The following is a 24925-nucleotide window of genomic DNA, read 5'->3' on the forward strand; positions in this document are numbered from 1 at the left end:
TTATTGAATAATCTGATACATTAGATCCTTGTTTTGACATTTTCTAATAACTTTCAATAGAAATTTTCTGTAGTAGGAAAAGTTTAATTAGGAATTATTGTATGAAGTTTCCTCATATTTGTTTTGAATTTGTTACAAAACCTTCGTTTTCTTGGCTCAAAGGCAATAACAAAATATTTTATTTACAAAATTCTAAATTGATCACAAAAAAGCTAGTTTCTGCGGTTCTTTTCTGCTTGGGATTGAGTCTTTTAGGATGTGCAGCCTTTTCTATGGGAGTTTGTCAGACCTTCTTGCCAGCTGTAGCTTTGATTCTTGTTGCCTTCTGTCTTTTTATTTTGGCTTACTACCAATATGTGAAGGGCTGGGCAGCCTTTCAATTGCCCACTGTTCGTAAAACAATTACCCAGGTAGATTGGGCTTCTTTCCTATCTTCATTACGTCTTTGGGACAGGATTTCCATAGGGGGATTTCGCCACCCAACAAAAACTCTTTATATTTATGAAGGTTCTCCCAAAATTTTGCAGTCTCTATTGCGAAAACGACGTGGGGAGAATAATGGTGTATTTTTGATACAAGAGCTAGATCATAAGGCTATCCGATGTCATTGTGAAGAGACAGAAACTCTTGCTCAACAAGCTTTTGATCTCCCTCAAAACGTAAAAAATAGTCTTCGGCAAAATATAGAACAATCTGGAGCCACCTCTTCCCCTTTAACTATTTTATGGAACTCTCCTTCAGAAGGAATATGTCCAGAAGGCATCATTTGTGTAGATATTCCTAATTCCGTTTGTATGGAAACTCTAGAAGAAAAGGATGAGCTTAATTATTATTCTTGGAGCTATTTTCAGGGGTTTCTTGCTGCTATTGACAAGGCCACTACTTCTCCCGTTGTAAAAGAGATGGGGATATGTATCCTTACGCCAATTCTCGGTGTTTCTCAAAATCTTTCTGTAAAAGAAACTAATCGTAAGATTTTGCTTTCAAAAATTGCTTTTTTACAAGCTGCAGAACGTTTGGCTTCTGAATCTATCCTTCCCTTGGATAAAGCTCTTCTTCCAATCACTCTTGTGCTTACAGATCCTTGTAGTGTCTCTCCTCTAAGTTCTTCTCAATTAAAGTTAGATTATTCAGCCATAGATTTTGCTGATATCGGATCTGAAGAGTGTTTTTGTTGTGTTATGTAACCCTTGTAAACAAAGCTGGCTTTTGTTTGAAAAGGAGTCTTATCTTGTGTAACAAAAATGATTGTTCCCCCTCTTCGTTTGACGATTTTTTTTTCAATTGGTATTTTGATTCTAATGATAATAATTTGGTAATAAAAAAGTAGAACCCATTATGAAACGTAATGTTCGGCGAAATTTCTGTATAATAATTTGTGTTTTTGCCCTGGCTCTATACTATGTATTGCCAACATGTTTCTATTATACTCGTCCTTTACAAAAAAATATTAGTGATCGAGAAGCTTCCCGTATAATTAAAAGCTTTGTAAAGCAGTCTTCAAAGGCTTGTAATGATGTGCTATCTCGAATTTCTTCTTCCCTTTCTGCTTTGCATCTCAAGGGAAAAGTAGAGCCTCATCCTGAAATACCAGGTGTTATTAATGTATTTTTTAAGCAGGAAAGAGACGCTCAAATTTTTATGGAAAATCTCATTTATGGTGAATCGAGTGTTCCTATAAAATCTGCAAAGCTTCATGTTCTTGGTTATGAGAAAGCAACGAGCGGAACTATTGTTCGAGTGTCAGGGTCTCAAATTTCTCCCGTAATTAAAAATGATTTCGATTTTGTTCCATACTCTATTAATGATGAAAAGAAATTCTCAGAAGAGGTTTTTTCCGAAATTCTAACTGTTTTTGATGATTTTTCAACAACTTGTTGTTGTGATTATTCTTCACTTTGGGAGACCGCTCCAAAAGAACAAATTCTTCGATATGCAAAGCAACTTTCCTCAGGTTTTGAAATTTTTCCCCACGAGCATTTGTTATCTTTTATAAAAACTATTTTTCCATCCGATAAAGATTATTTCGCATTTCTTAACAGGCTGGTCAGTCTTTATGAAGATACAACAATTCCTGATGATCAACTCTCTTTATTAGCGGATATACAAAGCCAGCTAACACGACTTTCTTCTGAAAAAAAGATCTCGAAGAGAGCTTATATAGAAGGGAGTTTAATTCAATGTAATAATGTTTCTCAATTTTTCTCTTCCGTAAGTTTTCTCCCTAAAGAGAGAAAGGTAACTTTTATCTTCCATCCTAGTTTAGTAACTAAAAAAAAGAGCCTTTCTGCAGAGCAGCGTTTAGATCTAGATGGTTGGCTTAATGCAGAGAAACTTCGTCTTTCCAAAAAATTAAATAGAAACTTAGAAGAAAGTCCTGAAGGTTTTTCATGTTATTTTATAGACAAAAAAACTAGTGGAAGGATTGTCTTAAAAGGAGAAAGAGTTTCTCAAAATATAATAAAACAGCTTGAGGCTCTTGTTTTACAACGTCCTTCTGCTGAGACTTGTGATTTCTCTTTGGAGCATTTTCCTGTACACAGCCGCTTCCCAACGGAGCATGATTCTTTAGGCTGTTTTATTTTTTCTCCTCAAAAAAGTTGTCAGCACTTTTCTCAGGGATCTATCTATGTTGTGTTCAAAGGCTTGAGACCTATTTTAGCTAAATATCAAGAAAACCCTAGCAAGGAAAAACATGCGTTTGAACGTGATTTACAAAATCTCTATAACTGTTTTTCTCATGTAGAAGCTTCATCTCGAATTATTGAAGAAGATCAAATTCTAGAAATATGTCAGCCTCTTCAGTCAAATATTGATGTCTGGGGAGAGAGTTTTTCTTGTTCCGAAAAATGTGCTTTTCTAGATGTTCGAACTGTAAAAGACCGTTTGGAAACATTAAATAGTATAGAAAAAAATTACCAAAATGAGTTAGTGCGTTGGCATGAACTCTATCGTCAAGCAGGTTGCTCCATAGATCCTCACGAGCAGTTACATGCTCCAATCCCATTCCGCAACCCTTTAATCGAAAACTTTAAATTGAATTTAAGAAAGTATTTTCGAGGGGAGAACGCTCTTCGTCTTGGAATAGACTTTATAGGGGGAAAACAGCTTCTTCTCGCTTTTAAAGATCATCAAGGAAAAAAACTGTCCGATAAAGAGGATATCTTAAAAGTTTCTGATGAGCTTTATTCGCGTTTAAACAAACTTGGAGTGTCTGAAATTGAAATTCGTCGCGAAGGGGAATACATATATTTAAGTGTGCCGGGATCTGCAAAGGTCTCTCCTTCAGACGTTCTCGGTACATCGAAAATGAGTTTTCATGTTGTTAATGAGAAATTCTCTCCATACAATGTTTTACGTTATGAAGTGCAGAGATTTTTAGACTATCTTTGGTTTTCTGCTCAATCTCAAGGAGAAATCTCTCCAGAAGCTATAAACTCTTTAGCAAGTCATATTTTCTATGGCTCTATGGAATCTTTGCCTACCAGTGTTAGAGATGCTATTAGTAAGCTAAAACAAGAAGGTTTGGCTTTTCCTTCTGAGAAGGATAATTTTTCTTCCTCGGAGTTTGATACAAATTTCTCCATGATTGCTATTGAAAGAGATGCAGAAGGAAAAGCAAATCCTTTAATGATTGTTTTCAGAAATTATGCTTTAGATGGCGCTTCTTTAAAAGATATTCGCCCCGAATTTGCTTCTGGAGAAGGATATATTCTAAATTTTTCCGTAAAAGATAAAGTTTCTTCTAAATCTTTGAAAACAGCTTCACCAACAGAAAGCTTTTTCGCTTGGACATCGGCCTTCTGTCAAGAAGGAGTTTCTGGAACTGTAAATAGTCAATATTCTGGAAATCGTGGTTGGCGTATGGCTGTTGTCCTTGATGGGTATGTGATTAGCAGTCCCGTGTTAAATGCTCCTTTAAGAAATAATGCTAGCGTCTCAGGAAAATTCACTCATCGAGAAGTTAGTAAACTTGCAGCAGATTTGAAATCTGGAGTGATTTCTTTTGTTCCACAAGTCCTTAGTGAGGAAACGATTTCTTCAGAACTTGGAAAAGAACAAGGAGTTCAAGGGATTGTTTCCGTTTGTCTTGGTTTAGCTGTCTTGATTGTTTTAATGAGTGTTTATTATAGATTCGGAGGAGTAATAGCGTCTTTTGCTGTGTTGCTCAACTTACTATTGATTTGGGCCGCTTTACAGTATTTAGATGCCCCCCTCACTATGTCAGGACTTGCAGGTATTATCCTCGCTATGGGTATGGCTGTAGATGCGAATGTCCTTGTTTTCGAAAGAATACGAGAAGAGTTTGTGTTGTCGCAAAGTCTTTCTCATTCTGTGGAGACTGGGTATAAGAAAGCTTTCGGAGCAATTTTTGATTCTAATTTGACCACTGTATTAGCATCAGCTCTTCTACTTTTACTAGATACTGGACCTATTAAGGGTTTTGCTCTAACACTAGTTTTGGGAATATTTTCTTCCATGTTCACCGCTCTTTTCATGACTAAATTTTTCTTTACAATATGGATGCGTAGAACTCAAGAAACTCAATTACATATGATGAATAAGTTCATCGGTATAAAACATGATTTTCTAAAAGAATGTAAAAAAATTTGGATCATTTCAGGAAGTATCTTTGCTTTAGGGTGTGTTGCTTTGAGCTTTGGTGCTTGGAATTCTGTATTGGGAATGGACTTTAAGGGAGGATACGCTTTTACAGTTCAAGCAGAAAATCGTGATGTTGTAGATCTTGCTCAAATACGTAAGCAAGTCACAAATAAATTAAAGCAAGCAGGGTTGTCTTCTCGAGATTATCGTATAAAAGTTTTAAATTCTTCGGAAAAACTCAAAATTTATTTTAGCCAAAAAGCTTTATCTCGAACACACCTTCCTAAAGTTCAAACTATAGAAATTTCAGATCCTGAATTGGCAGTTGCCGTAGAATTGTTATCCGAAACAGGTTTAGATGTTTCTTCTGAAGGCCTTAAAAATATTCAAAATTTTTGGTCAAAAGTTAGCGGTCAATTTTCTAATAAAATGCGTCAGCAAGCCCTCATAGGTCTGCTAGGAGCTCTCGCTATTATCTTACTCTATGTTAGCTTGCGTTTTGAGTGGCGTTATGCTTTTAGTGCTATATGTGCTTTGTTACACGATCTTATCGCTACATGTGCTGTATTGGTGGCAACACACTTTTTCTTACAGAAAATCCAAATAGATTTACAAGCCATAGGAGCATTGATGACTGTATTGGGTTATTCATTAAACAATACTCTCATTATTTTTGATCGTATTCGTGAAGATCGTCAGGAAAAACTTTTTACTCCTATGCGAGAATTAATCAATGATGCTTTACAGAAAACCTTAAGTCGCACTGTGATGACTACAGTTACGACTCTTTCTGTTCTACTTATTTTATTATTTGTTGGTGGTGGGACTGTCTTTAACTTTGCTTTCATTATGACAATAGGTATTCTTTTAGGAACACTATCATCTTTGTATATTGCCCCACCTCTTTTGCTTTTTATGATACGTAAAGAAAAAAGCAGGCAATAACACGGTTGTCTTTTTGAGTTTGTAGAAAAAGAATAAAGACTTTTTAAGTGAGAACTTTCAAAAAGTCTGAAGTACCTGATTTATGGCAAATAATAAAAACTCTTCTCAAGACCCTTTACAATGGATTTATCCTAGGCAAGACTTTGTGCTTCGTGCGATGATAATTAAGGAATTTCATCTTAATCCTATTGCAGCACAAATTTTTGTTTCTCGAGGATTTCAAACTATCGAGGAGATTCACAATTTTCTTTATAGTCATCTATCCAATCTCTATGACCCCGAACTCTTTTTAGATATGTCAAAAGCTGTAGATCGACTTCTGTCTGCTAGAGAGCGAGGAGAACACGTTATGATTTATGGTGATAGTGATGTTGATGGTATAACCGGTGTTGCATTGCTTGTAGAGTTTTTACAATCTATTGGAATACGCGTGAGCTATTTTTTCCTCGGGGCAATGTTGAAGCAGCATGGAGAAGTTATAACGCTTATCAATAAGCTTAAAGAAGAGAATGTTTCCTTATTGATAACCGTAGATTGTGGAATCGCAGCAGGAAAAGAAGTGAATGATATCACAAAAGAGGGAATCGATGTTATCGTTACCGATCATCATATGCCTACAGGAAAAATTCCTCATTGCATTGCAACTCTAAATCCACAATTACGAGGTCATAACTATCCTAATCGAGATCTTACAGGAGTTGGAGTCGCTTTTAAGCTCGCTAGAGGTATTGTTGATGCTTTAATTGCAAGAGGTGACTTAGAAAAAAATCAAATAGATCTTAAGCGTTATCTGGATCTTGTGACTTTAGGAACTTTAACAGATATGGGTGTGCTCTTAGGAGAAAATCGTGTGATGGTTCGCTATGGACTCAAGGAAATTTCTAAAGGCATGCGTTTGGGTTTGAATAAACTTAGTATTTTGTCCGGAGTAGAAAAAAGTGAAATCACATCTATGGATGTTGTACTAAAAATTGCGCCTAAGCTTAATAGTTTGGGAAGACTTTCAAATCCTGCCGAAGGTGTAGAGTTATTATTGACCCAAGATAATCAGAGAGCTGATGATTTAATAAAAAAGATTGATATTCTCAATAGAGAAAGGCAGAAAATAGAAGCAGAAGTATTTCAAGATATTCAAAAAATCCTTGCGGAAAACCCTAAACTTTTAAAACAAGCAGCTATTGTTCTTGCATCTTCAGAATGGCATGCCAGAGTGATTCCAATTATCTCAGCGCGATTGTCAAAAGCTTATAATAAGCCTGTAGTGATTATTGCAATTCAGGGAGACATAGGAAAAGGTTCGGTAAGGACTATAGGATCTTTTCCACTTATTGGAGTTCTAAAAAAATGTTCATCTTTATTTATGTCCTATGGCGGGCATGACTTTGCTGCCGGCATTATTTTGAAAAAGGAAAAAATCAATGATTTTAAAAAGAAATTTATACATTTAGTTCAGTCTTCTTTGAAGAAAGTTGATACAATTTTGACTCTTCCATTAGATGCACATGTGGGATTTGATGAGATAGATCATGATTTTCTAGCTTCTTTAGATTTGTTAGAACCTTTTGGAAAAGGAAATCCTATGCCGATTTTTTATACAAAAGTGCGTCAAATTCGCTATCCAAAATTACTTCCAGGAAACCATGTGAAGCTTTTTGTTAGCCAAGGAGAAAGGAATCTTGAAGGGATTGCTTTTGGTATAGGGGAGCGTATTGTTGAATTGAAGTCCCAATGGCATCTACCTTTAGAGTTAGCTTATACTCCAAGAATAGCTTCATCATCTTCTTCTGGGGTGGTTCATTTACTTATTCGGGATTTCCGGGTTCTCCAAGAAAATTCTTTGCCATAGAATTTTTATAATATAGCTTAATAATTTTTTAATATATCCTCCTCTCCATAGTAATTTAAGAATTACAATTAGTGATGGTTTCTTTAGTTCCAAATGTCATTCTGACAGCCGATCAATTTTCTTATTTTTTAGAGCCCTTTCCAAAGCCTAAGATCGAGTATTACTCTTCAGAAAGAATTCGTAAGATTGAAAATTTCAAACGTCAGCATCTAGTTTTTGTTTTAATTTGTAGAATTGTTTTAACCATTATCAAATGGCTTTTATCTCTTGTGTTTTTCCCCTTAGGTTTAGTGCTGTTTTTAGGTAGGTTTTGTCAGGATTTAGTGTTGCCTGCTGCCGCCATAGGGACTTTAAATAAAATTTTTCGATTTTTTGGTTATATAAATCGTAAAGAAGGCGTACACATGTTCCAAAATATCGCCAGAGATACTCGAGTGGAGAGATTAGAACGTTCTCCTATACAATTCGACGAAATGATCGTGGATACCATAGAAATGCACTTAAAAGGATCTAAGAAGGGACGTTGGATGCTCGTCTCTGAAGGAAACTACTGGAGTATGGAGAATCGATTTAAGCAATTTGGATGTAGAAATCCTTTTGTGGAATTAGCATCACAACTGGATGCAAACATCCTGTTCTTTAATTATCCAGGGGTCATGAGTAGCCAGGGACCTGTAAGTAAAGAAGGTTTAATCAAGTCTTATCAAGGATGTGTACGCTACCTCAAAGATAGTAAACAGGGGCTTGGTGCTAATGAAATAATTGCTTACGGAATTTCTTTAGGGGCAGCAATACAAGGAGAAGCTTTAAAAAACGAAATTTTAGACGGTTCTGATAATGTCAAGTGGATTTTAATTAAGGATCGAGCATTCACTTCTATGAGAGATATAGGAATGTCTTTATTCGGGAAGTTTGGGGTGTGGCTGACACGATTTTTTTGTTGGGATATGAACCCTGTAGAGATTAGTGGGAGAACCATGTGCCCCGAGATTTTTATTTATTCTTCAAAACTTGATAGCAAAGCAGTAGCCTTCGATGGAAAGTTTTCTCCAGAGCTTAGTTTTGCTTCAGCTTTTATAACACGCGGTGAGCTTACTTCTACATGTGGTGAAAAAATCCCTATAGGCTCACCTCTTTTAGGCCATGCAGAGAACTTGTTTAAAGAACTTATAGAAGAAATAGTTTCCGCGACTAAATTATTTCTAGAATCAAATTCTAACAAACTTTCTGAAGATGAATCCTAATCAAATAAAATTCTTTGTTTTATACTAAGAAAAAATTTTTTTAATAAAAGGTCTTTCCTTTCTTTTTATGTTCCCTTTAATTTTTTTTTTACTTTTTGTATAATTGTTGGTTAGTGTGTTTTTATAAATAAAATTATTATAGATTTCCTATTATGGTGCATCTAAATGATTTTTCATGTGTGCAACCTTTTTGTGATAAATATCCTCAACCATCAGTTCTGATGTTTTCCTCTGAAAAACACCAGGTTGATTGGGTTAAAAGACGTTCCCATCCAAGATTGTATACTGTAGTCGATATACTTCTCAAAATCGCTAAGTTTATTCTAGCCTTGGTTTTGCTGATACCGTTAGGGGTTTATTGGCTTTTACAAGGAATTTGTCAAAATATTATTATTCCTTCTGCAGGAGGAATCCTCTTCAGAAGCCAATGCAGAGTAAATGATTACCTACAGAATTTATACGTAGAAAGAATAAAAGGATGGATAAGAAACAACTTAGTTGCTAATGCAGATAGAGTTGTTCTTCAGTATGATCATTTACAGATAGATACTCTAAAGTTAACTTTCCCTAATGCTCATCCAGATAGATGGATGCTCGTCTCTTTGGGAAATGCCGAATCTGTGGAGAGCTGCGCGATCAAATTTAGTATTGGCGGGCCTTTGAAGATTGCAAGAAAAGCAAATGCGAACGTACTCTTGTTTAATTATCCTGGGGTTGTATTCAGCAAAGGTCCCGTATCAGTTCAGAATTTGACTCACGCATATCGAGGTTGCGTACGCTATCTTAGAGATAATATAAAAGGACCTCAGGCAAAGCAGATAATTGCTTATGGGTACTCTTTAGGTGCCAGTATTCAGGCTGAGGCTCTAAGTCAAGAGGTCACCGATGGTAGTGATGGTGTTGATTGGTTCGTCATAAAGGATCGAGGAGCACGTTCTTTGGCGACTGTTGGAAAACAATGGTTAGGTCCAATTGGGGCTGCTATAACAAAGTTCGTGGGATGGGATATAGACTCAGAGAAGCATAGCAGTGCTTTAGTATGCCCTGAGCTTTTCATCTGTAGTATAGATGAAAATCGTAAGCTAATTGGTGATGGCCTTTTTTCTAAAGAATCGAGTTTCGCGGCACCATTTTTTGATCCAAATAGAAAACACACTGTAGGAAGAAAAATTTCAGTAGAGCAAGTAAATCTGAATCATGTGCAAGCTCTTTCTAAAGAAGCTGAGGATTTGATCGTGGAATCCATAGAAGAGCATTACAATAGGCATAAGCGCAATTGAATTTCTTTATCTTTCGTACTGGTTTCGACGTTGTTTAAGTTTGCAAAGGTATGAAGATGAGTACATCATTTTAAGTTAAGAAATCTTAATAAACAAGTTGGTAGGTAATTTATTTTATTAAGATTTTAAACTGAAAACATAGATACTGTATTAACATTAAGCTTGATTAATATAGATTTTCTTGAGAAAATACTTCTTTAAAAGTTTTCTAAAAGCAAGAAAATTAACTACTACCGTTACACTTTAAATTGAAAATATGTTGAGGGGGGTTTGCTATCGTATGGGATGCGAACAAGAGAATTGTTTAGAGCTGGAAGAAAGCTCAGAAACACAAAATTCTAATTGGGTGTCTATCACTCAAGCTGCAAAATTGCATAATGTGACAAGACAAGCCATTTATGTCGCAATAAAGCAAAAAAAATTAAAAGCGTCTAAAAGCACTCGTTGGGAAATAAATCTTAAAGATTTGGAAGAGTATAAACAAAATCGTTATTCAAGAAAAAAATCTCTATATCAAGGAGAATTGATTTTTGATAATGACAAAGGGTGCTACTCTGTAAGTCAAGTGGCAGAGATACTGGGCGTACCGGTACAGAAAATCTATTACGCAACTCGTATAGGAACAATGCGCGGAGAGCGTAAGGGTGCTGCTTGGGTGATTCAAGTCTCCGAAATCGAAAGATATAAATCCGAGTATCTAAGCAAACAAATGGCAAAAAAAGCTAAAACTAGAGAAACTTTCGAAACTACAAATACTGTTTCCTCTGTTGAAGAGCTCGTCTCTTCCGAACTTCCCTCCTAGATTTTTTGTTTTTAAATTCTCCTCTCTTGTATTTCGATTACCTCCTTCTTCCTCTTTAGTTTTTCTTTCTCTGCTTTACATTGTTCTTATTTTCGAAAACCCTTGTTTAGTAAAAACAGGGGTTTTTACCCTACACTTACTTTGATTCAATGTTTTAAGAGGATTTCTCTTGAAGAAATAGCTTATTTCCAGGTATGAATGCCTAGCGCGTCTAAGGATAAAATCATGACCTGGGAAAATGTTCGTGTCAGGGTAGCTCCCTCCCCCACGGGAGATCCTCATGTAGGAACTGCTTACATAGCTCTGTTTAATAAGATCTTTTCAGAGAGATTCAATGGAAAGATGATTCTAAGAATTGAAGATACGGATCAAACTCGAAGTCGTAAAGATTACGAGGAAAATATCTTCTCTGCGATTCGTTGGTGTGGAATTCATTGGGATGAAGGACCTGATATTGGAGGTCCATACGGCCCTTATAGACAGTCCGAACGTACAGAAATCTATAAAGAATACGCGCAACTTCTTTTAAAAACGAATTATGCTTATAAATGTTTTGCAACTCAGGAAGAGCTAGCAGAAATGCGTGCTGTTGCAGGCACCTTGGGATATCGTGGCGGATACGATCGTCGCTACCGCTACCTTTCTTCTGAAGAAGTTAAAGCTCGAGAACAAGCCGGTCAGCCTTATACAATTCGTCTTAAAGTTCCTTTAACCGGGGAATGTGTTTTTGAAGATTATAGCAAAGGACGAGTTAGTTTTCCTTGGGCTGATGTGGACGATCAAGTTCTTGTTAAATCAGATGGTTTCCCTACATATCATTTTGCTAATGTTGTAGATGACCATCTAATGAGAATCACTCATGTTCTTAGGGGAGAGGAATGGCTGAGTTCTACTCCTAAGCATCTTCTTCTATACGAAGCTTTTGGTTGGCAGCCACCAGTATTTCTCCATATGCCTCTACTACTTAACCTCGATGGTTCTAAGCTTTCTAAAAGAAGAAATCCAACGTCAATTTTTTATTACCGTGATTCAGGCTATATAAAAGAAGCCTTTGTTAATTTTTTGACTCTCATAGGCTATAGTACAGAGAGCAATGAGGAGATTTATCCTTTAGAGAGTATCATTCAAAATTTTGATCCTAAGCGTATAGGAAGATCAGGTGCGGTTTTTGATATTCATAAGTTGAATTGGATGAATAAACATTATTTGAGTCATAAAGAATCCTCAGAATCTCTTCTAACTGAACTAAAACAATGGTTATTTAATGATGAGTTTTTCTTAAAGATTTTACCTTTATGCTTATCTCGAATGACTACACTTTCTGATTTTGTAACTCTGGCAGCTTTCTTCTTTTCTGAAAATCCTCAGTATTCCTTAGAAGAGCTCGTTCCACCATCTCTTTCTAAAGAGAAGGCTGCAATTTTACTTTATAGTTACGTTAAATTCTTGGAAAAGACAGATACTTGGGTGAAAAATCAATTTTATGAAGGGTCAAAGTGGCTTGCAGAAGCTTTTCAAGTTCATCATAAAAAAACAATTATCCCTCTGCTCTATGTTGCTATTACCGGAGCTAAGCAGGGGTTGCCGCTTTTTGATTCTCTTGAGATTTTAGGAAAATCTCGAGCAAGATCGCGTCTTGTGCATGCTCAACAAGTTCTTGGAGGCGTTCCTAAAAAAACTCAATCTATAATAGATAAGATCCTTCAGGAACAAGATTTTCTGAATCATAAATTTGATTTCTAAATACCTTAAAATAAAGATTCTAATTTTAAAAAAGATTTTTCGATTGAGATGCTTTTAGAATCGCATGAGCTAAAGAATATTCCCAGTAATTTGCTTGGTTCATTAGCGAATTCATTCTTTTTGCTAAGACGTAATTACGTTCTGGAAGGGTGTACGAACATCCCGATATCATAGACAATATAAGAACTATATTAAAAAAAGAAAATAATTTCATTTTCCTGGAATTTAGTTTCTTTAATGTTAGGAAATTATTTTATTATAGTTCAATAGTTTAATCTCTAATTTAAAATTTTGTTTTTCTTAACACACTATCGCTTATAAAGTTATCATTGTCGTTAGGCTTGAATGCTTAAGACGTTTGTTTTCAGCGTGTTAGTCTTTTTATGAATTTAGAAGGGGGAGGGCTGTGGACTTTATCAAGCTTCGGGTAGTCTCTCTAAGACTTTAACAAAGGATAAAAAACGGTTAGTTAAAAATGTGTTTTATAAAAAATATTTGATAATTTTTTTGTTTTCATTTGTAATATAGTTCATGTGAACGTGTTTTTATTAATTATTAAATTTTGATCATTAATAAAGCCGTTTTTCTTCTAATTAGAAAGGAGTTATAAACTTATGAAGAAAGCTGTTTTAATCGCTGCAATATTTGGCTTGTTTAGCTTGAGTAGTTGCTGCCGTATCATCGATTGTTGTTTCGAAGATCCCTGTTCTCTTCCTTCAGTATGCAATCCTTGCAAAAATTCTGCAGAAAACAATAAATCTCATACCTCAAAACCTTGTGGTTCGGATCAACACACAAACCAGATTCAAGGCCCACAAGCTAAAGGTTGTAACGCCTATAATGGTGGCTGTAAATAGTAGAGAGGCTTCCCTTAGCTGTTTACATAAATTAACAAGGTGGTTAGGAGTAGTAAAATAAGCTTCCAACTACCTTATATTAACAAAAACTCAATGTTGAGGGTACGAATCCCTAATAGATCCTACCCAATGGCAGAAGAAAAACTAACTGTGATAGGAGATCCCTATGTCCAAACTCATCAGACGAATAGTTACGGCTCTTGCGTTAACTAGCATGGCGAGTTCCTTTGCCAGCGGGGGAATAGAGACCGCCGCAGCAGAGTCTCTGATTACCAAAATTATTGCTAATGCAGAAATTCAACCTGCTGCAGCTAAAAAAATTAAACCCAATTCTCGTAACAAAAAGTCTACTAAACAAGATAACCCAATATTTTGTGAAAAAGATTTCTTTCCATGTGAAAAAAATAATTGTCAACAATCCTCTGAAACTCAACAGGAATCTTGCTTTGGCAAAATGTACTCTGTCAAAGTTAATGACGATTGTAATATAGAAATTTGCCAATCTGTTCCTGAATATGCAACTGTAGGATCTCCATATCCTATTGAAATTAACGCTATTGGTAAAAAGGATTGCATAGATGTTGTGATTACTCAACAACTTCCTTGTGAAGCTGAATTCATAAGTAGTAATCCAGAAACAACTCCTAATGCAGATGGTAAGCTTGTTTGGAAAATAGATCGCTTGAGTCAAGGAGAACGATGCAAAATTGTAGTTTGGGTAAAACCTCTTAAAGAAGGCTGCTGCTTTACAGCCGCTACTGTCTGTGCTTGCCCAGAGATTCGTTCTTATACAAAATGTGGTCAGCCTGCAATTTGTATTAAACAAGAAGGTCCTGAATGTGCTTGCTTGCGTTGTCCTGTTCGTTACAAAATCGAAGTAACAAATACTGGTTCTGCTATTGCTCGTAGTGTTACTGTAGACAATCTTGTTCCAGATGGATTTTCTCATGCCTCCGGACAAAGATCTCTTTCTTTCGAACTTGGAGATATGCACCCTGGAGAAAGTAAAGTGTGTTTAGTAGAGTTTTGCCCTCAAAAGAGAGGTCAAATAACCAATACTGCCACGGTGTCTTATTGTGGTGGGCATAAGTGTTCTGCTAAGGTAATAACAACAATTAATGAGCCATGTGTAAACGTTACGATAACCGGAGCCGATTGGACTTATGTATGTAAACCTGTAGAATACACTATTGTAGTGTCTAACCCAGGAGACTTGGTTCTTTATGATGTTCTTATCGAAGATACTGTTCCAGGATCCGCAGTGATCCTAGATGCTCAAGGTGCTGAGATCTGCTGTAATAAGGCTTTATGGAATATTAAAGAAATATGCCCAGGAGAAACTCTTCAGTTTAAAGTTACTTTAAAATCTCAATCTCCAGGACAAATTACCAATCAAGTTGTTGTTAAAACAAATTCTGATTGTGGAATATGTACTTCTTGTGCAGAAACTACGACACATTGGAAAGGTTTAGCCGCTACTCACATGTGTGTAGTCGATACTAACGATCCAATTTGTGTTGGAGAAAATACAATATATCGTATTTGTGTAACTAATCGTGGTTCTGCAGAGGATACTAACGTATCTCTAATCTTGAAGTTTTCCAAGGAGCTTCAGCCTGTTTCTTCTTCTGGTCCAACCAAAGGAACGATTTCCGGAAATACAGTAATTTTTGATTCTCTACCTAGATTAGGATCAAAAGAATCTGTAGAGTTTACTGTAACATTGAAAGGAATTGCTCCTGGAGATGCGCGTGGCGAAGCAGTTCTCTCTTCCGATGTGCTTACCTCTCCTGTATCAGACACAGAAAACACCCACGTTTATTAACCAATTTAAAACGCTTAAGTTTTCGAATAACCGCTCTAGACTTCTCTAGAGCGGTTTTTTTATTCTAGAATCTAGAATACAGATCTCTCTATCGTTTCTAAAAATGGAGAAGTTATGCATTTAATTTTTTCAAAAAAATTTTTACTTGTATAAACTCTTCTATTTAAAAATTTTAAGAGAGGTCAATATGACATCGGCCATTGGAAAAGTAGATAATCAACCATCGACGGTAGTTGAACAAAACACAGTTATAGAAACAGGAGAACCTAGTCCAGCATCGGCTAAATTAGGTTTTGTTAACTCTATGTTAGGTTGGGTGCACACCAAAGTCATAACCCCAATCAGAAATTCTGCATTCGTTAAATCTAGAGCTGTACAAATCACTTTTATGGTTTTAGGTATTATTCTTATCGTTACAGGTTTATCCCTTTTATTTTTATTCCATGAACAACTTGGAAATAATTCGTTCTTGTTCATAATCCCTGCTATTCTTGGATTAGTTAAGTTATTGATAACATCTGTTTGCTTGGGAGAAGAGTGTTCCCTAGATAAATGGAGAGTTTTCAGAAAATGGGCAGGCCTTCTTGAGGATCATTTGGATAATGGAGCATTAGACGGATCTAATAAATTTTTTGTTGATGAACATCGAGATGAAAGAAGGACTACAAATCCTGAAAAAAGTTAAAGAAAAGTAGTGAAAAATACTTTGGCCGTGAAAACGGCTATCATCAAGATAATAAGAATTAGAGTTAAGCTCTGATTTTAAGAGAATTAGGAGGCAAAGATTGCCTCCTAATTCAGGTTTAATGCGTTGGCACAATCTTATGAGATCGAAGTAAGATCATGTCTTTTAAGATATTTACAGACTCTTCCATTTGTAAGTCATTCACTCCATAGGAATTCTCATTTTCTTCAAGAGTTTTAAGTTGAGAAAGAAACGTTTGGTAGTTTTTGTTCGTTGCAAGTCGTTGTTTACTATTTTTAAGAAGCTGTGGAAGCATTTCCCGCCATATTGTCTCTTGTTTCTGTAAGTTCGGAAGGTAGTATTTCTGAAACCATGGGCGCATGTGGCTATCAAGATCATCTAAAGAATCATTCAGAACATTTTCACTTTTATCTGCAGGTAGAGCATAATCTAAAAATTGTTCTCCTAAAGCTTCTTCAGCATAACGTGAAGGGACCAAAATATCAGATTTTACCCCTTGAAGTTGTGTAGATTTCCCTGAAGGAGAGTAGTATTTTCCTACGGTGACTTTAAAAAAGTCTTCTTGAGAAGAGCCTCCGGTAATAGTTTGGTGTTGGATAGTTCCCTTCCCATAAGTTTGTTCGTCTCCAACAATAACAGCAATACCGTAATCTTGTAGAGTTTGAGCAACAATTTCAGCAGCAGAAGCAGAACTTTTAGAAACAAGGATTGTTAGAGGTCCATCGTAAAGCTTGTTGAGAGAAACGGTACGGTATCGTTTCACACTTCCATCCGCATACCGCGAAACCACGACAACCCCATTTGTCATGAATAAACCTGAAACTTTAATCGCCTGAGATAAAAAGCCTCCAGTATTCTCCCGAATATCAAGAACTAATCCTAAAAGGTTTTTATCTTGGAGATTTTGAATGGCTCGTCTTAGATCTTGTTCGCTAGAAATTTGATGTTCTCCTTCATAAAATGAATAGAGAGTAATTTTCCCAATAACTCCATCTCCATAAGGTTCATAGGAAACATCTACACGTTTATCTTCTAAAAGAATTTTTTCTCTCTTCAGTTGTATTTTATGATTCCCATCTAAACGACGAATATCTAAAACAACAGAGGATCCTTCTTCGCCTCGAAGGCAATCTAAAACTCCTCGGAAAGAGAGATTTTCTACGCTGCTACCATTCACTTGATAGATGATATCTCCAATATGAAGTTGTCCAGATTTATTTGCAGGACCACCTGAAAGGATCTCTTTAACAACAACTCCATCAATGTCTTCTTTAAGAACTACACCAATACCACACATTCCTTTCTCAAGTTGAATGCGCATAGCTAAAGCTTCTTCTTTGCTAAAATAAGCTGTATGTGCGTCTAAACTGTGAGCAATGGCTTTTACCACACGAGTGTGAAAATGATGAGCTTCTTCTTCTGCAGACATAGGAATCCCATAGTCGTTAAGACCTAGGTAAGTGTTCTCAAGATTTTCTTGCTGACGGATACAAAGAGCTACAAGAGAAGCTTCCTTATTTTGGTAACGGTTAGTTGGAGCTTCAGATAGATATAAGGAAATATGAGAGAGAAAATTGGAGCGTTGGCGCTCTTTTAAATCTTTTAGGGATGTTGCCCATTGTGAATTTTTTTTGGAAATTTCATGTGAAAGGGCTTCTTGTACCAATTGTTCCGGTTTTGAAGACCACTCTTTTCTCCACTGACGCGCTCGCAAAATACTCGATTGAATTGCTCGGTTAATATTACGATAAATAAGAAAATTTCCCATTTTATAATTTTGCAATAAATGTTTTTTAATCTCTTGAGAATGTGCGAATTCGTCAAATTCTTTTTTGGTAAAATAAGATTTGTGAGTGTCAAAAGATTGAATATAACATGCTATCGAACGAGATAAGATATCAGTATTCAACTCTTTAGCATCGACATGGTATTCTATGAGTTTATCTACAGTTACATGGATATCTTCTTCTTGCAAGTGTTCCGCAGAAAAAGATAAATTTGGAATTAAAGATAAAAAAATAGAACAGAGACGAACGATGGTTTTCATTACGAATAGCAGCCTCGTTAGTAGTTGATATTCGTAATATCGGCAGAAAACGCACCAGCTTGAGTAAAGATTTTTCTGAGAAAGAAAAACTTACTTACTACAAGTAGGTTAGTGAGAAATTTTTATGAAAATGTTTTTTGAAGCTCATTGATTCATTATATTAGAAACATATCATAAGCTGTATTGACTAGCAAAATCCCTAGGGCAACAAAAATTAAAGAAGAACCAACTACGAAATAAGCCCCTGAAAATGGAAGCGTAACCTGAGGTAAAAAACTCAATCCACAAAGAATCATAGCAAATAAGAAAAAGATAAGAGAAGTTGCAATCATTACAACAGAACGTGATGCTGCGAGAAGTTCCGCTTGGTATTGCTGAGATGATAACAGAGAGTCTGAGCAGGCTAGAGTCATACCACCTCTTGTGATTTCAATTTTGGTTAGACATTATATCAAAAAGTTTCTGCAAAAAATACTTAAAATAAAATGTTGATTTTGCTGTAGTAACAGCTATTCTTTGAAGGTTCTTTATGCTATCTTCTTTTTTCGTGCGGTTTTCGTTTTTGCTTATCCTAATTTTCCCTCATCTCTTATTGGGAGTAGAAGATTCTCCTTGGAATCATCCTAAACACCTTACCATACTAGGAAGTCCTTTTATAGACGTTGTCCTCGATGTTGATCCCACCTTTATTCAGAAATGTTGCTTGGAAATTGGAGGTATTCATCCTGTAGAGAGTTCTAAGATCAAAGATATTTTTTTGCTTTATAAAGAAACTTTTCCAGAAACACATATTGTTACGCAAAGAAAAGAACCCTTAAATCTTTCTCAAGAACAATTGTCTGGTTTAGGCTTTGTTTGTAGGCGTAATGATGAGATTCCTTTTGATGGTAATGATTTTTTTAGCAACGGACCCGTTCTTCAGCAGCTAGATCAGATTAGATTGATACTTCATAGTTCTCCTTATAAAGACACTCTTGTATATTCTTTTCAAAGAGCAAAAACTTTTTTTCAAAAAAAATGGTTTTTCGAGATTCTGTCTTTAGAAGGATATACATTAATTGATAGCCAGTTAATGCTTTATGAGGATTGTATAGAAAAAGTTTTAAAAGAAGCTAAAAATAGACGTAATAAAATTCTTATGGATCTTGGAGATCTTAAAATTATTACAACATTTCAATCACGAATTTGGTCTTTTTTAGATCAAGTAGATGTTCTTTTTTTGTCAGAAGATTCTGGGAAAGCACTTGTGGAAATCCCCGATATAACTAGAGCTGTTGACGTCTTAGCACATGTTGTACCGACTCTTTTTGTTTACAGTCACGACTCTATTCAAATTATCCAGAAAAAGCAAAAGATACTCCACAGATGTAACAGAGAGTCTCTTTCGCAATTAATTCCAGGATTTCTTTTTGGTTATATGAATCAAGGTTCACTAGAATACTGTTTTCGTTGTGTTCAATCTTTATCCGAAGAAGTGTAAATCAAAAATTTCTTCTCCCTAATTTTAAAGTAAAAAATATTAAAATTTTTTTTGAAAAAATTGAAGAATATACCTCCTTTTCATCAGAAAATAAGACCTTGCCAACAAAGAGAAGCATACTCTATATTTTTCTGCTTGTAGTAGTAAGGTTGAATCGAGAAGAATACATGCCTACCATCAATCAATTAATTCGTAAGAATCGGAAATCTTCCGAAGGAAGAAAGAAGTCTCCAGCGTTGCAAAGATGCCCTCAACGGCGTGGGGTTTGTCTTCAAGTAAAGACAAAAACTCCTAAAAAGCCAAACTCAGCTTTGCGAAAAGTTGCATGGGTACGTCTTTCTAATGGTCAAGAAGTTATAGCCTATATCGGTGGAGAAGGTCATAATTTGCAGGAGCACAGCATCGTGTTAGTACAAGGCGGTCGAGTTAAAGATTTGCCTGGTGTGCGTTATCATATTGTTCGTGGTGCCTTAGATTGTGCGGCAGTAAAAAATAGAAAACAAAGCCGCTCCCGATACGGTGCAAAGCGTCCTAAGTAAATTACACTTTTTAAGAAGGAACTAGAAGACAGAGGTTAAATATATGTCAAGACGACATGCCGCAGAAAAAAGAAGCATTCCAGGAGACCCTATTTATGAAAGTGTAACTCTAGAGCGGTTTATCAATAAGGTCATGATGCATGGGAAAAAAAGTGTGGCAAGAAAAATTGTTTATTCCGCTTTGGAACGGTTTTCTAAAAAACTTGGTGTAGAAAATACACTTGAAGCTTTTGAAGAAGCATTAGAAAATGCAAAACCTATTTTAGAAGTGCGTTCTCGTCGTGTAGGTGGTGCCACTTATCAAGTGCCCGTAGAAGTTGCCTCAGAGAGAAGAAATTGCTTAGCGATGCAGTGGATTATTAAGCATGCTCGAGCGAAGCCTGGAAAATCTATGGAAATAGGGCTTGCGACAGAGTTGGTTGATTGTTTTAATAAGCAGGGTGCAACAATCAAAAAACGAGAAGATACTCACCGTATGGCTGAAGCGAACAAAGCATTTGCTCACTACAAATGGTAAGACAAGGTTAATTTAGGAGAGTATAAAAAGTTCATGAGCAATAAAGAATTCGATTTAAGCGATATTAGAAACATTGGCATCATGGCACATATTGATGCCGGAAAAACAACGACTACAGAAAGAATTCTTTTTTACGCCGGAAGAACTCACAAAATCGGTGAGGTGCATGAAGGTGGCGCTACTATGGACTGGATGGAGCAGGAGCAAGAAAGAGGAATTACAATCACCTCTGCTGCGACAACAGTATTCTGGCTTGGTAAAAAAATTAACATTATCGATACTCCTGGCCACGTAGATTTTACTATTGAAGTAGAACGATCTCTTCGTGTGCTTGATGGTGCTGTGGCTGTCTTTGACGCTGTTTCTGGAGTTGAACCCCAATCTGAAACTGTTTGGAGACAGGCAAATAAATACGGTGTTCCCCGAATTGCTTTTGTTAATAAAATGGATCGAATGGGAGCAAATTATTTTTCTGCCATAGATTCTATGAAAGAAAAGCTTGGAGCGAACGCTGTTGCTGTTCATTGTCCAATTGGTGCTGAAAGCCAATTCGTAGGCATGGTCGATCTTATTTCACAAAAAGCTCTCTACTTTCTGGATGAAACTTTGGGAGCTAAGTGGGAAGAGAGGGAAATTCCAGAAGAATTAAAAGAGCGGTGCGCAGAATTACGAGCTTTGTTGTTAGAGGAACTCGCTACTGTAGATGAAAGCAATGAAACTTTTATGATGAAGGTTCTTGAAGATCCAGATTCTATTACAGAAGATGAGATTCACGCTGTTATGAGAATTGGTGTGATCTCAAATAAAATTAACCCAGTTCTTTGTGGAACAGCTTTTAAAAACAAAGGTGTTCAACAGTTGTTGAATGTTATTGTGAAATGGTTACCATCACCTCTTGATAGGGGGAATGTTCGAGGTATCAGTTTAAAGAATGATCAAGAAGTTGTTTTGGAGCCTAGAAAAGATGGCCCTTTAGCTGCGCTAGCTTTCAAAATTATGACAGACCCCTACGTTGGTCGAATTACCTTTATCCGGATTTATTCTGGAACATTAAAAAAAGGCTCTTCTGTTTTAAACTCAACAAAAAATAAAAAAGAAAGAATATCTCGTTTACTTGAAATGCACGCTAACGAACGCACAGATCGAGAGGAGTTTACTGTCGGAGATATTGGAGCTTGTGTTGGATTAAAATTTTCCGTTACAGGAGACACTCTTTGTGATGATAATCAAGAGATAATTCTTGAAAAAATGGATTTTCCTGAACCTGTAATTGATATGGCTATTGAGCCTAAATCCAAAGGGGATAGAGAAAAGTTGGCTCAAGCTTTGAGTGCACTATCAGAAGAAGACCCTACTTTCCGAGTTTCTACTAACGAAGAAACCGGTCAAACAATTATCTCCGGAATGGGAGAGTTACACTTAGATATTCTTCGAGATCGTATGATTCGTGAGTTTAAGGTAGAAGCAAATGTTGGAAAGCCTCAGGTCTCGTATAAAGAAACAATTACTGTAAATGGAAATTCTGAGACTAAATATGTCAAGCAATCCGGTGGGCGAGGACAATACGCTCATGTATGTCTTGAAATCGAGCCTAATGAACCTGGAAAAGGAAACGAAGTCGTTAGCAAGATTGTTGGAGGAGTAATCCCTAAGGAATATATTCCTGCAGTAATTAAAGGAGTAGAAGAAGGTTTAAATACTGGAGTTTTAGCTGGTTATGGTCTAGTAGATGTAAAAGTCAGTATTGTTTTTGGATCTTATCATGAAGTAGATTCTAGCGAAATGGCGTTTAAAATTTGTGGATCTATGGCTGTTAAAGATGCTTGTCGAAAAGCTAAACCTGTTATTTTAGAACCTATTATGAAAGTCGCTGTAATTACTCCTGAAGAACATTTAGGAGATGTTATTGGAGACCTTAACCGTCGTCGGGGCAAGATTTTAGGTCAGGAATCTTCACGTGGTATGGCTCAAGTGAATGCTGAAATTCCTTTGAGCGAAATGTTTGGATACACCACATCTCTTAGATCCTTGACTTCTGGTAGAGCTACATCAACAATGGAACCAGCCTTCTTTGCGAAGGTCCCTCAAAAAATTCAAGAAGAGATCGTTAAGAAATAAGGATGATAATGAAGCAGCAGAAACAAAAAATTCGCATACGCCTGAAAGGTTTTGATCAAGGGCAGCTGGATCGTTCTACAGCAGATATTGTTGAGACTGCTAAAAGAACCGGGGCTCGTGTTGTAGGCCCTATTCCTTTACCAACAAAGCGGGAAGTATATACAGTTCTTCGCTCTCCGCACGTAGACAAGAAGTCCAGAGAACAGTTCGAAATTCGTACACACAAGCGTCTTGTAGATATTCTAGATCCTACAGGAAAAACTATAGATGCGTTAAAAATGCTTGCTCTTCCTGCTGGTGTTGATATTAAAATTAAAGCTGCATAATTCTCCAGCATTGTAATATGCATTTGCTACAAAAGTTTGACGCTCAGCGAGTCTCTATAGACTTGCGTGAGCCTCTTTTTTACTTTGATTCGACGGAAGATTTTTCAGATAAAGGAAATCCTGTTTATCGGATAATCTTTGATATCCAAAAAACTAATCTCTCTTATAAAGTCGGAGATGCTTTAGGTGTATTTCCACAAAACCCTTCTCAAATTGTTGAGGACGTTCTAGATTTTCTTCGTTATTCTCCAGATGAGCATGTAAATTATTGTCGAGTTCCTGAAACCCTCTCTATTAAAAACTTTTTAACTAATTACGCAGATTTAGATAAACTTCCAAAAAAACTTTTAATTTTTTTCCCTAAAGAAGTTGATCCTGAGGTGACGCTGTATGATGCTTTGAAAGAATATCGGCCCTCTATACCGGTTGAGTTTTTCGTAAATAGTGTTTTTCCTCTATTACCTCGATTGTATTCAATAGCCTCTTCCCCTTACGTTTCTCCAAATAAAATCGAACTTTTAGTACGAAGAATTTCTTATCAGGGAAAATTCCAAAGACGTTACGGGGTATGCTCGACTTTTTTATGTGAGTCTTTAGTTCCTAAAAAAGACTCTTTATTTGTGTATGTTCAACCCACAAAGCACTTTACTCTTTCTGAGGAAAATCAAAATAGACCCATAGTAATGATTGGATCTGGCACTGGAATAGCTCCATTTAAGGGGTTTATGGAGCAGCGCTTATTTCAAAAATGTCTTCATAAGAATTTTCTCTTTTTTGGTGAGCGTCAGAGAGCTGTAAATTTTTATTATCAAGAATTTTGGCGTCATGCAGTAGCCCAAAAGGCTCTGCACATTTTTTCTGTATTCTCTCGAGAAGGTTATCAGAAATTTTATGTTCAAGATGCCTTGAGAGAGCAAAAAGATTTGATAAAAAATATTTATGAAGAAGAGGCATGTTTTTTTGTCTGTGGAAGAAAAATCCTTGGATCTGAAGTAAAAAAAGCTTTGGAAGATATCTTAGGAGAAAATAGTGTCTCTTCTCTTAGAAAAGAACGACGTTATGTAACAGATGTTTATTGATCACAAAATTCCATGATTGTTAGAACGCAAAAACACTGCATACCATCTCCACAACCAAAATCACTTAGTCCTTCTCCTGAAGTTGCAGTAATCCCTACAGATGTTGAAGAGATTTTTAAAATATTTGCTATACTCTGACGTAAATTTGAAAGTTTAGAAAGAAGTTTAGGACGACTCCCTTCGATAGTAATTGCTATGTGAGAAATCATTTGCGTTGGCTTTAAGGATTTTAAAGCTTCCTCCAGATAGATACTGCTATCGGTAATTCCTCGAGTATGAAGAAGCTCATCGGCAACCTCTCCTAAAATAATCCTATGAGTGATCGAAGAAATTGCATTACAAATAGCATGAAAAATTACGTCTCCGTCAGAATTTGCTTGGAATCCTGGAGTATGTTCAAAAATAACTCCTCCAAGAATACAAGGCTTTGTAGAACTTTCTGGAAGAAAACGATGACTATCTTGACCAATACCTACACGATAAATCCATGAAGGAGTATTTTTAGAGCTATTTTTAGAACTGTTTTCTGAATTCATAAACCTCCTAAATTTTCGAAGATCTTCAGTTAAAAAACATAAGGTATTTTTATCAAAAAAACATACTAAAAAATTCAATTAAGTTTATAAAACTTTTATACGATTATTTTTTAGCAGAAGAGTTATGTAGAGCTAAAATATAATAGGGTTATTGATTTTATCTTCGAAAGAATGTCAGTGTAATACTTTTAAACAAGCTCATATTCGAAATTGTGAAAAAATTTTTTTCTTTTCACATTATCTTAAAAAGATAGCTATTTCTAGAAATAGAAATGATTTTAAATCAGCTATAGATGATCCAGAAATCTCATTGATATTAAAGCGAATATTTCTTTATGATTACCTCGTGAAATGGCTAGATAGCTCAGCTGGTAGAGCAGAGGACTGAAGATCCTTGTGTCGTCGGTTCGATCCCGGCTCTGGCCATACT

At 36.1% G+C, this 24925-nt stretch carries 20 protein-coding genes and 1 tRNA gene; 17 read left to right on the forward strand and 4 right to left on the reverse strand.

The features are described 5' to 3' along the window. Positions 1–101 precede the first annotated feature (101 nt). From JMS40_RS02270 to gltX, 7 genes are all read left to right on the forward strand, one after another. Positions 102–1187, forward strand: a complete 1086-nt coding sequence (locus tag JMS40_RS02270; protein WP_201456662.1) for a hypothetical protein — start codon at positions 102–104, stop codon at positions 1185–1187. Between the two features lie 151 nt (positions 1188–1338). Further along, complete coding sequence (gene secD / locus JMS40_RS02275) at positions 1339–5550, forward strand: protein translocase subunit SecD (RefSeq protein WP_201456663.1); 4212 nt, start codon at positions 1339–1341, stop codon at positions 5548–5550. Positions 5551–5632: 82 nt separating this feature from the next. Next, positions 5633–7396, forward strand: a complete 1764-nt coding sequence (recJ, locus tag JMS40_RS02280) for a single-stranded-DNA-specific exonuclease RecJ (RefSeq protein WP_201456664.1) — start codon at positions 5633–5635, stop codon at positions 7394–7396. Between the two features lie 74 nt (positions 7397–7470). Further along, positions 7471–8640 carry a CPn0927/CPn0928 family alpha/beta hydrolase fold protein gene (locus JMS40_RS02285; RefSeq protein ID WP_201457114.1) on the forward strand — a complete coding sequence of 390 codons (1170 nt, stop codon included), beginning with the start codon at positions 7471–7473 and terminating at the stop codon, positions 8638–8640. Between the two features lie 152 nt (positions 8641–8792). Next, positions 8793–9920, forward strand: a complete 1128-nt coding sequence (locus tag JMS40_RS02290) for a CPn0927/CPn0928 family alpha/beta hydrolase fold protein (RefSeq protein ID WP_201456666.1) — start codon at positions 8793–8795, stop codon at positions 9918–9920. Positions 9921–10200: 280 nt separating this feature from the next. Beyond that, on the forward strand, positions 10201–10722 hold the full coding sequence (locus tag JMS40_RS02295) for a helix-turn-helix domain-containing protein (protein ID WP_201456707.1): 522 nt from the start codon (positions 10201–10203) through the stop codon (positions 10720–10722). Between the two features lie 225 nt (positions 10723–10947). After that, positions 10948–12465, forward strand: a complete 1518-nt coding sequence (gene gltX / locus JMS40_RS02300) for a glutamate--tRNA ligase (RefSeq protein WP_201456708.1) — start codon at positions 10948–10950, stop codon at positions 12463–12465. A 25-nt stretch (positions 12466–12490) separates the two neighbouring features. On the opposite strand, the gene JMS40_RS02305 is transcribed toward gltX, so the two are convergent. Next, positions 12491–12679 carry a hypothetical protein gene (locus JMS40_RS02305; RefSeq protein ID WP_236558937.1) on the reverse strand — a complete coding sequence of 63 codons (189 nt, stop codon included), beginning with the start codon at positions 12677–12679 and terminating at the stop codon, positions 12491–12493. A gap of 400 nt (positions 12680–13079) precedes the next feature. On the opposite strand from JMS40_RS02305, the gene JMS40_RS02310 reads away from it, so the two are divergent. The 3 genes from JMS40_RS02310 to JMS40_RS02320 all read left to right on the forward strand — a co-directional run bounded on the left by JMS40_RS02310 (position 13080) and on the right by JMS40_RS02320 (position 15832). Beyond that, a complete protein-coding gene (locus JMS40_RS02310) occupies positions 13080–13322 on the forward strand; it encodes a small cysteine-rich outer membrane protein (protein WP_201456668.1) in 243 nt (80 codons plus the stop codon). A 166-nt stretch (positions 13323–13488) separates the two neighbouring features. Then, complete coding sequence (omcB, locus tag JMS40_RS02315; RefSeq protein WP_201456669.1) at positions 13489–15147, forward strand: outer membrane complex protein OmcB; 1659 nt, start codon at positions 13489–13491, stop codon at positions 15145–15147. Positions 15148–15334: 187 nt separating this feature from the next. Next, on the forward strand, positions 15335–15832 hold the full coding sequence (locus JMS40_RS02320; protein WP_201456670.1) for a cysteine-rich outer membrane protein: 498 nt from the start codon (positions 15335–15337) through the stop codon (positions 15830–15832). A 118-nt stretch (positions 15833–15950) separates the two neighbouring features. Here the strand turns inward: JMS40_RS02320 and JMS40_RS02325 are convergent, their stop codons facing one another. Together JMS40_RS02325 and JMS40_RS02330 are read right to left on the reverse strand one after the other, a co-directional pair. Next, entirely contained in the window at positions 15951–17900 is a 1950-nt protein-coding gene (locus tag JMS40_RS02325) for a S41 family peptidase (protein ID WP_201456671.1), read from the reverse strand. A gap of 155 nt (positions 17901–18055) precedes the next feature. Next, positions 18056–18313 carry a hypothetical protein gene (locus tag JMS40_RS02330; RefSeq protein WP_236558938.1) on the reverse strand — a complete coding sequence of 86 codons (258 nt, stop codon included), beginning with the start codon at positions 18311–18313 and terminating at the stop codon, positions 18056–18058. A gap of 116 nt (positions 18314–18429) precedes the next feature. Between JMS40_RS02330 and JMS40_RS02335 the strand changes: the two genes are divergently transcribed. The 6 genes from JMS40_RS02335 (at position 18430) to JMS40_RS02360 (ending at position 23959) form a co-directional block, all read left to right on the forward strand. Next, positions 18430–19380, forward strand: a complete 951-nt coding sequence (locus tag JMS40_RS02335; RefSeq protein WP_201456672.1) for a hypothetical protein — start codon at positions 18430–18432, stop codon at positions 19378–19380. 167 nt (positions 19381–19547) lie between these two features. After that, positions 19548–19919: a 30S ribosomal protein S12 gene (gene rpsL / locus JMS40_RS02340; protein ID WP_201456673.1), complete on the forward strand. Its 372-nt coding sequence runs from the start codon at positions 19548–19550 to the stop codon at positions 19917–19919. A 43-nt stretch (positions 19920–19962) separates the two neighbouring features. After that, on the forward strand, positions 19963–20436 hold the full coding sequence (gene rpsG, locus JMS40_RS02345; protein ID WP_201456674.1) for a 30S ribosomal protein S7: 474 nt from the start codon (positions 19963–19965) through the stop codon (positions 20434–20436). A 33-nt stretch (positions 20437–20469) separates the two neighbouring features. Beyond that, positions 20470–22554, forward strand: coding sequence for an elongation factor G (gene fusA, locus JMS40_RS02350; RefSeq protein WP_201456675.1), 2085 nt, complete (start codon positions 20470–20472; stop codon positions 22552–22554). Between the two features lie 8 nt (positions 22555–22562). Continuing rightward, complete coding sequence (gene rpsJ, locus JMS40_RS02355) at positions 22563–22880, forward strand: 30S ribosomal protein S10 (RefSeq protein ID WP_010883187.1); 318 nt, start codon at positions 22563–22565, stop codon at positions 22878–22880. 17 nt (positions 22881–22897) lie between these two features. Continuing rightward, entirely contained in the window at positions 22898–23959 is a 1062-nt protein-coding gene (locus JMS40_RS02360; protein ID WP_201456676.1) for a sulfite reductase flavoprotein subunit alpha, read from the forward strand. On the opposite strand, the gene ispF is transcribed toward JMS40_RS02360, so the two are convergent. Next, complete coding sequence (ispF, locus tag JMS40_RS02365; RefSeq protein ID WP_201456677.1) at positions 23953–24495, reverse strand: 2-C-methyl-D-erythritol 2,4-cyclodiphosphate synthase; 543 nt, start codon at positions 24493–24495, stop codon at positions 23953–23955. The genes JMS40_RS02360 and ispF overlap by 7 nt on opposite strands. 353 nt (positions 24496–24848) lie before the next feature. On the opposite strand from ispF, the gene JMS40_RS02370 reads away from it, so the two are divergent. Then, positions 24849–24921, forward strand: a tRNA-Phe gene (locus tag JMS40_RS02370). Positions 24922–24925: the final 4 nt, after the last annotated feature.

The sequence above is a fragment of the Chlamydia sp. 17-3921 genome, from assembly GCF_902705545.1.
Lineage (GTDB): Bacteria > Chlamydiota > Chlamydiia > Chlamydiales > Chlamydiaceae > Chlamydia.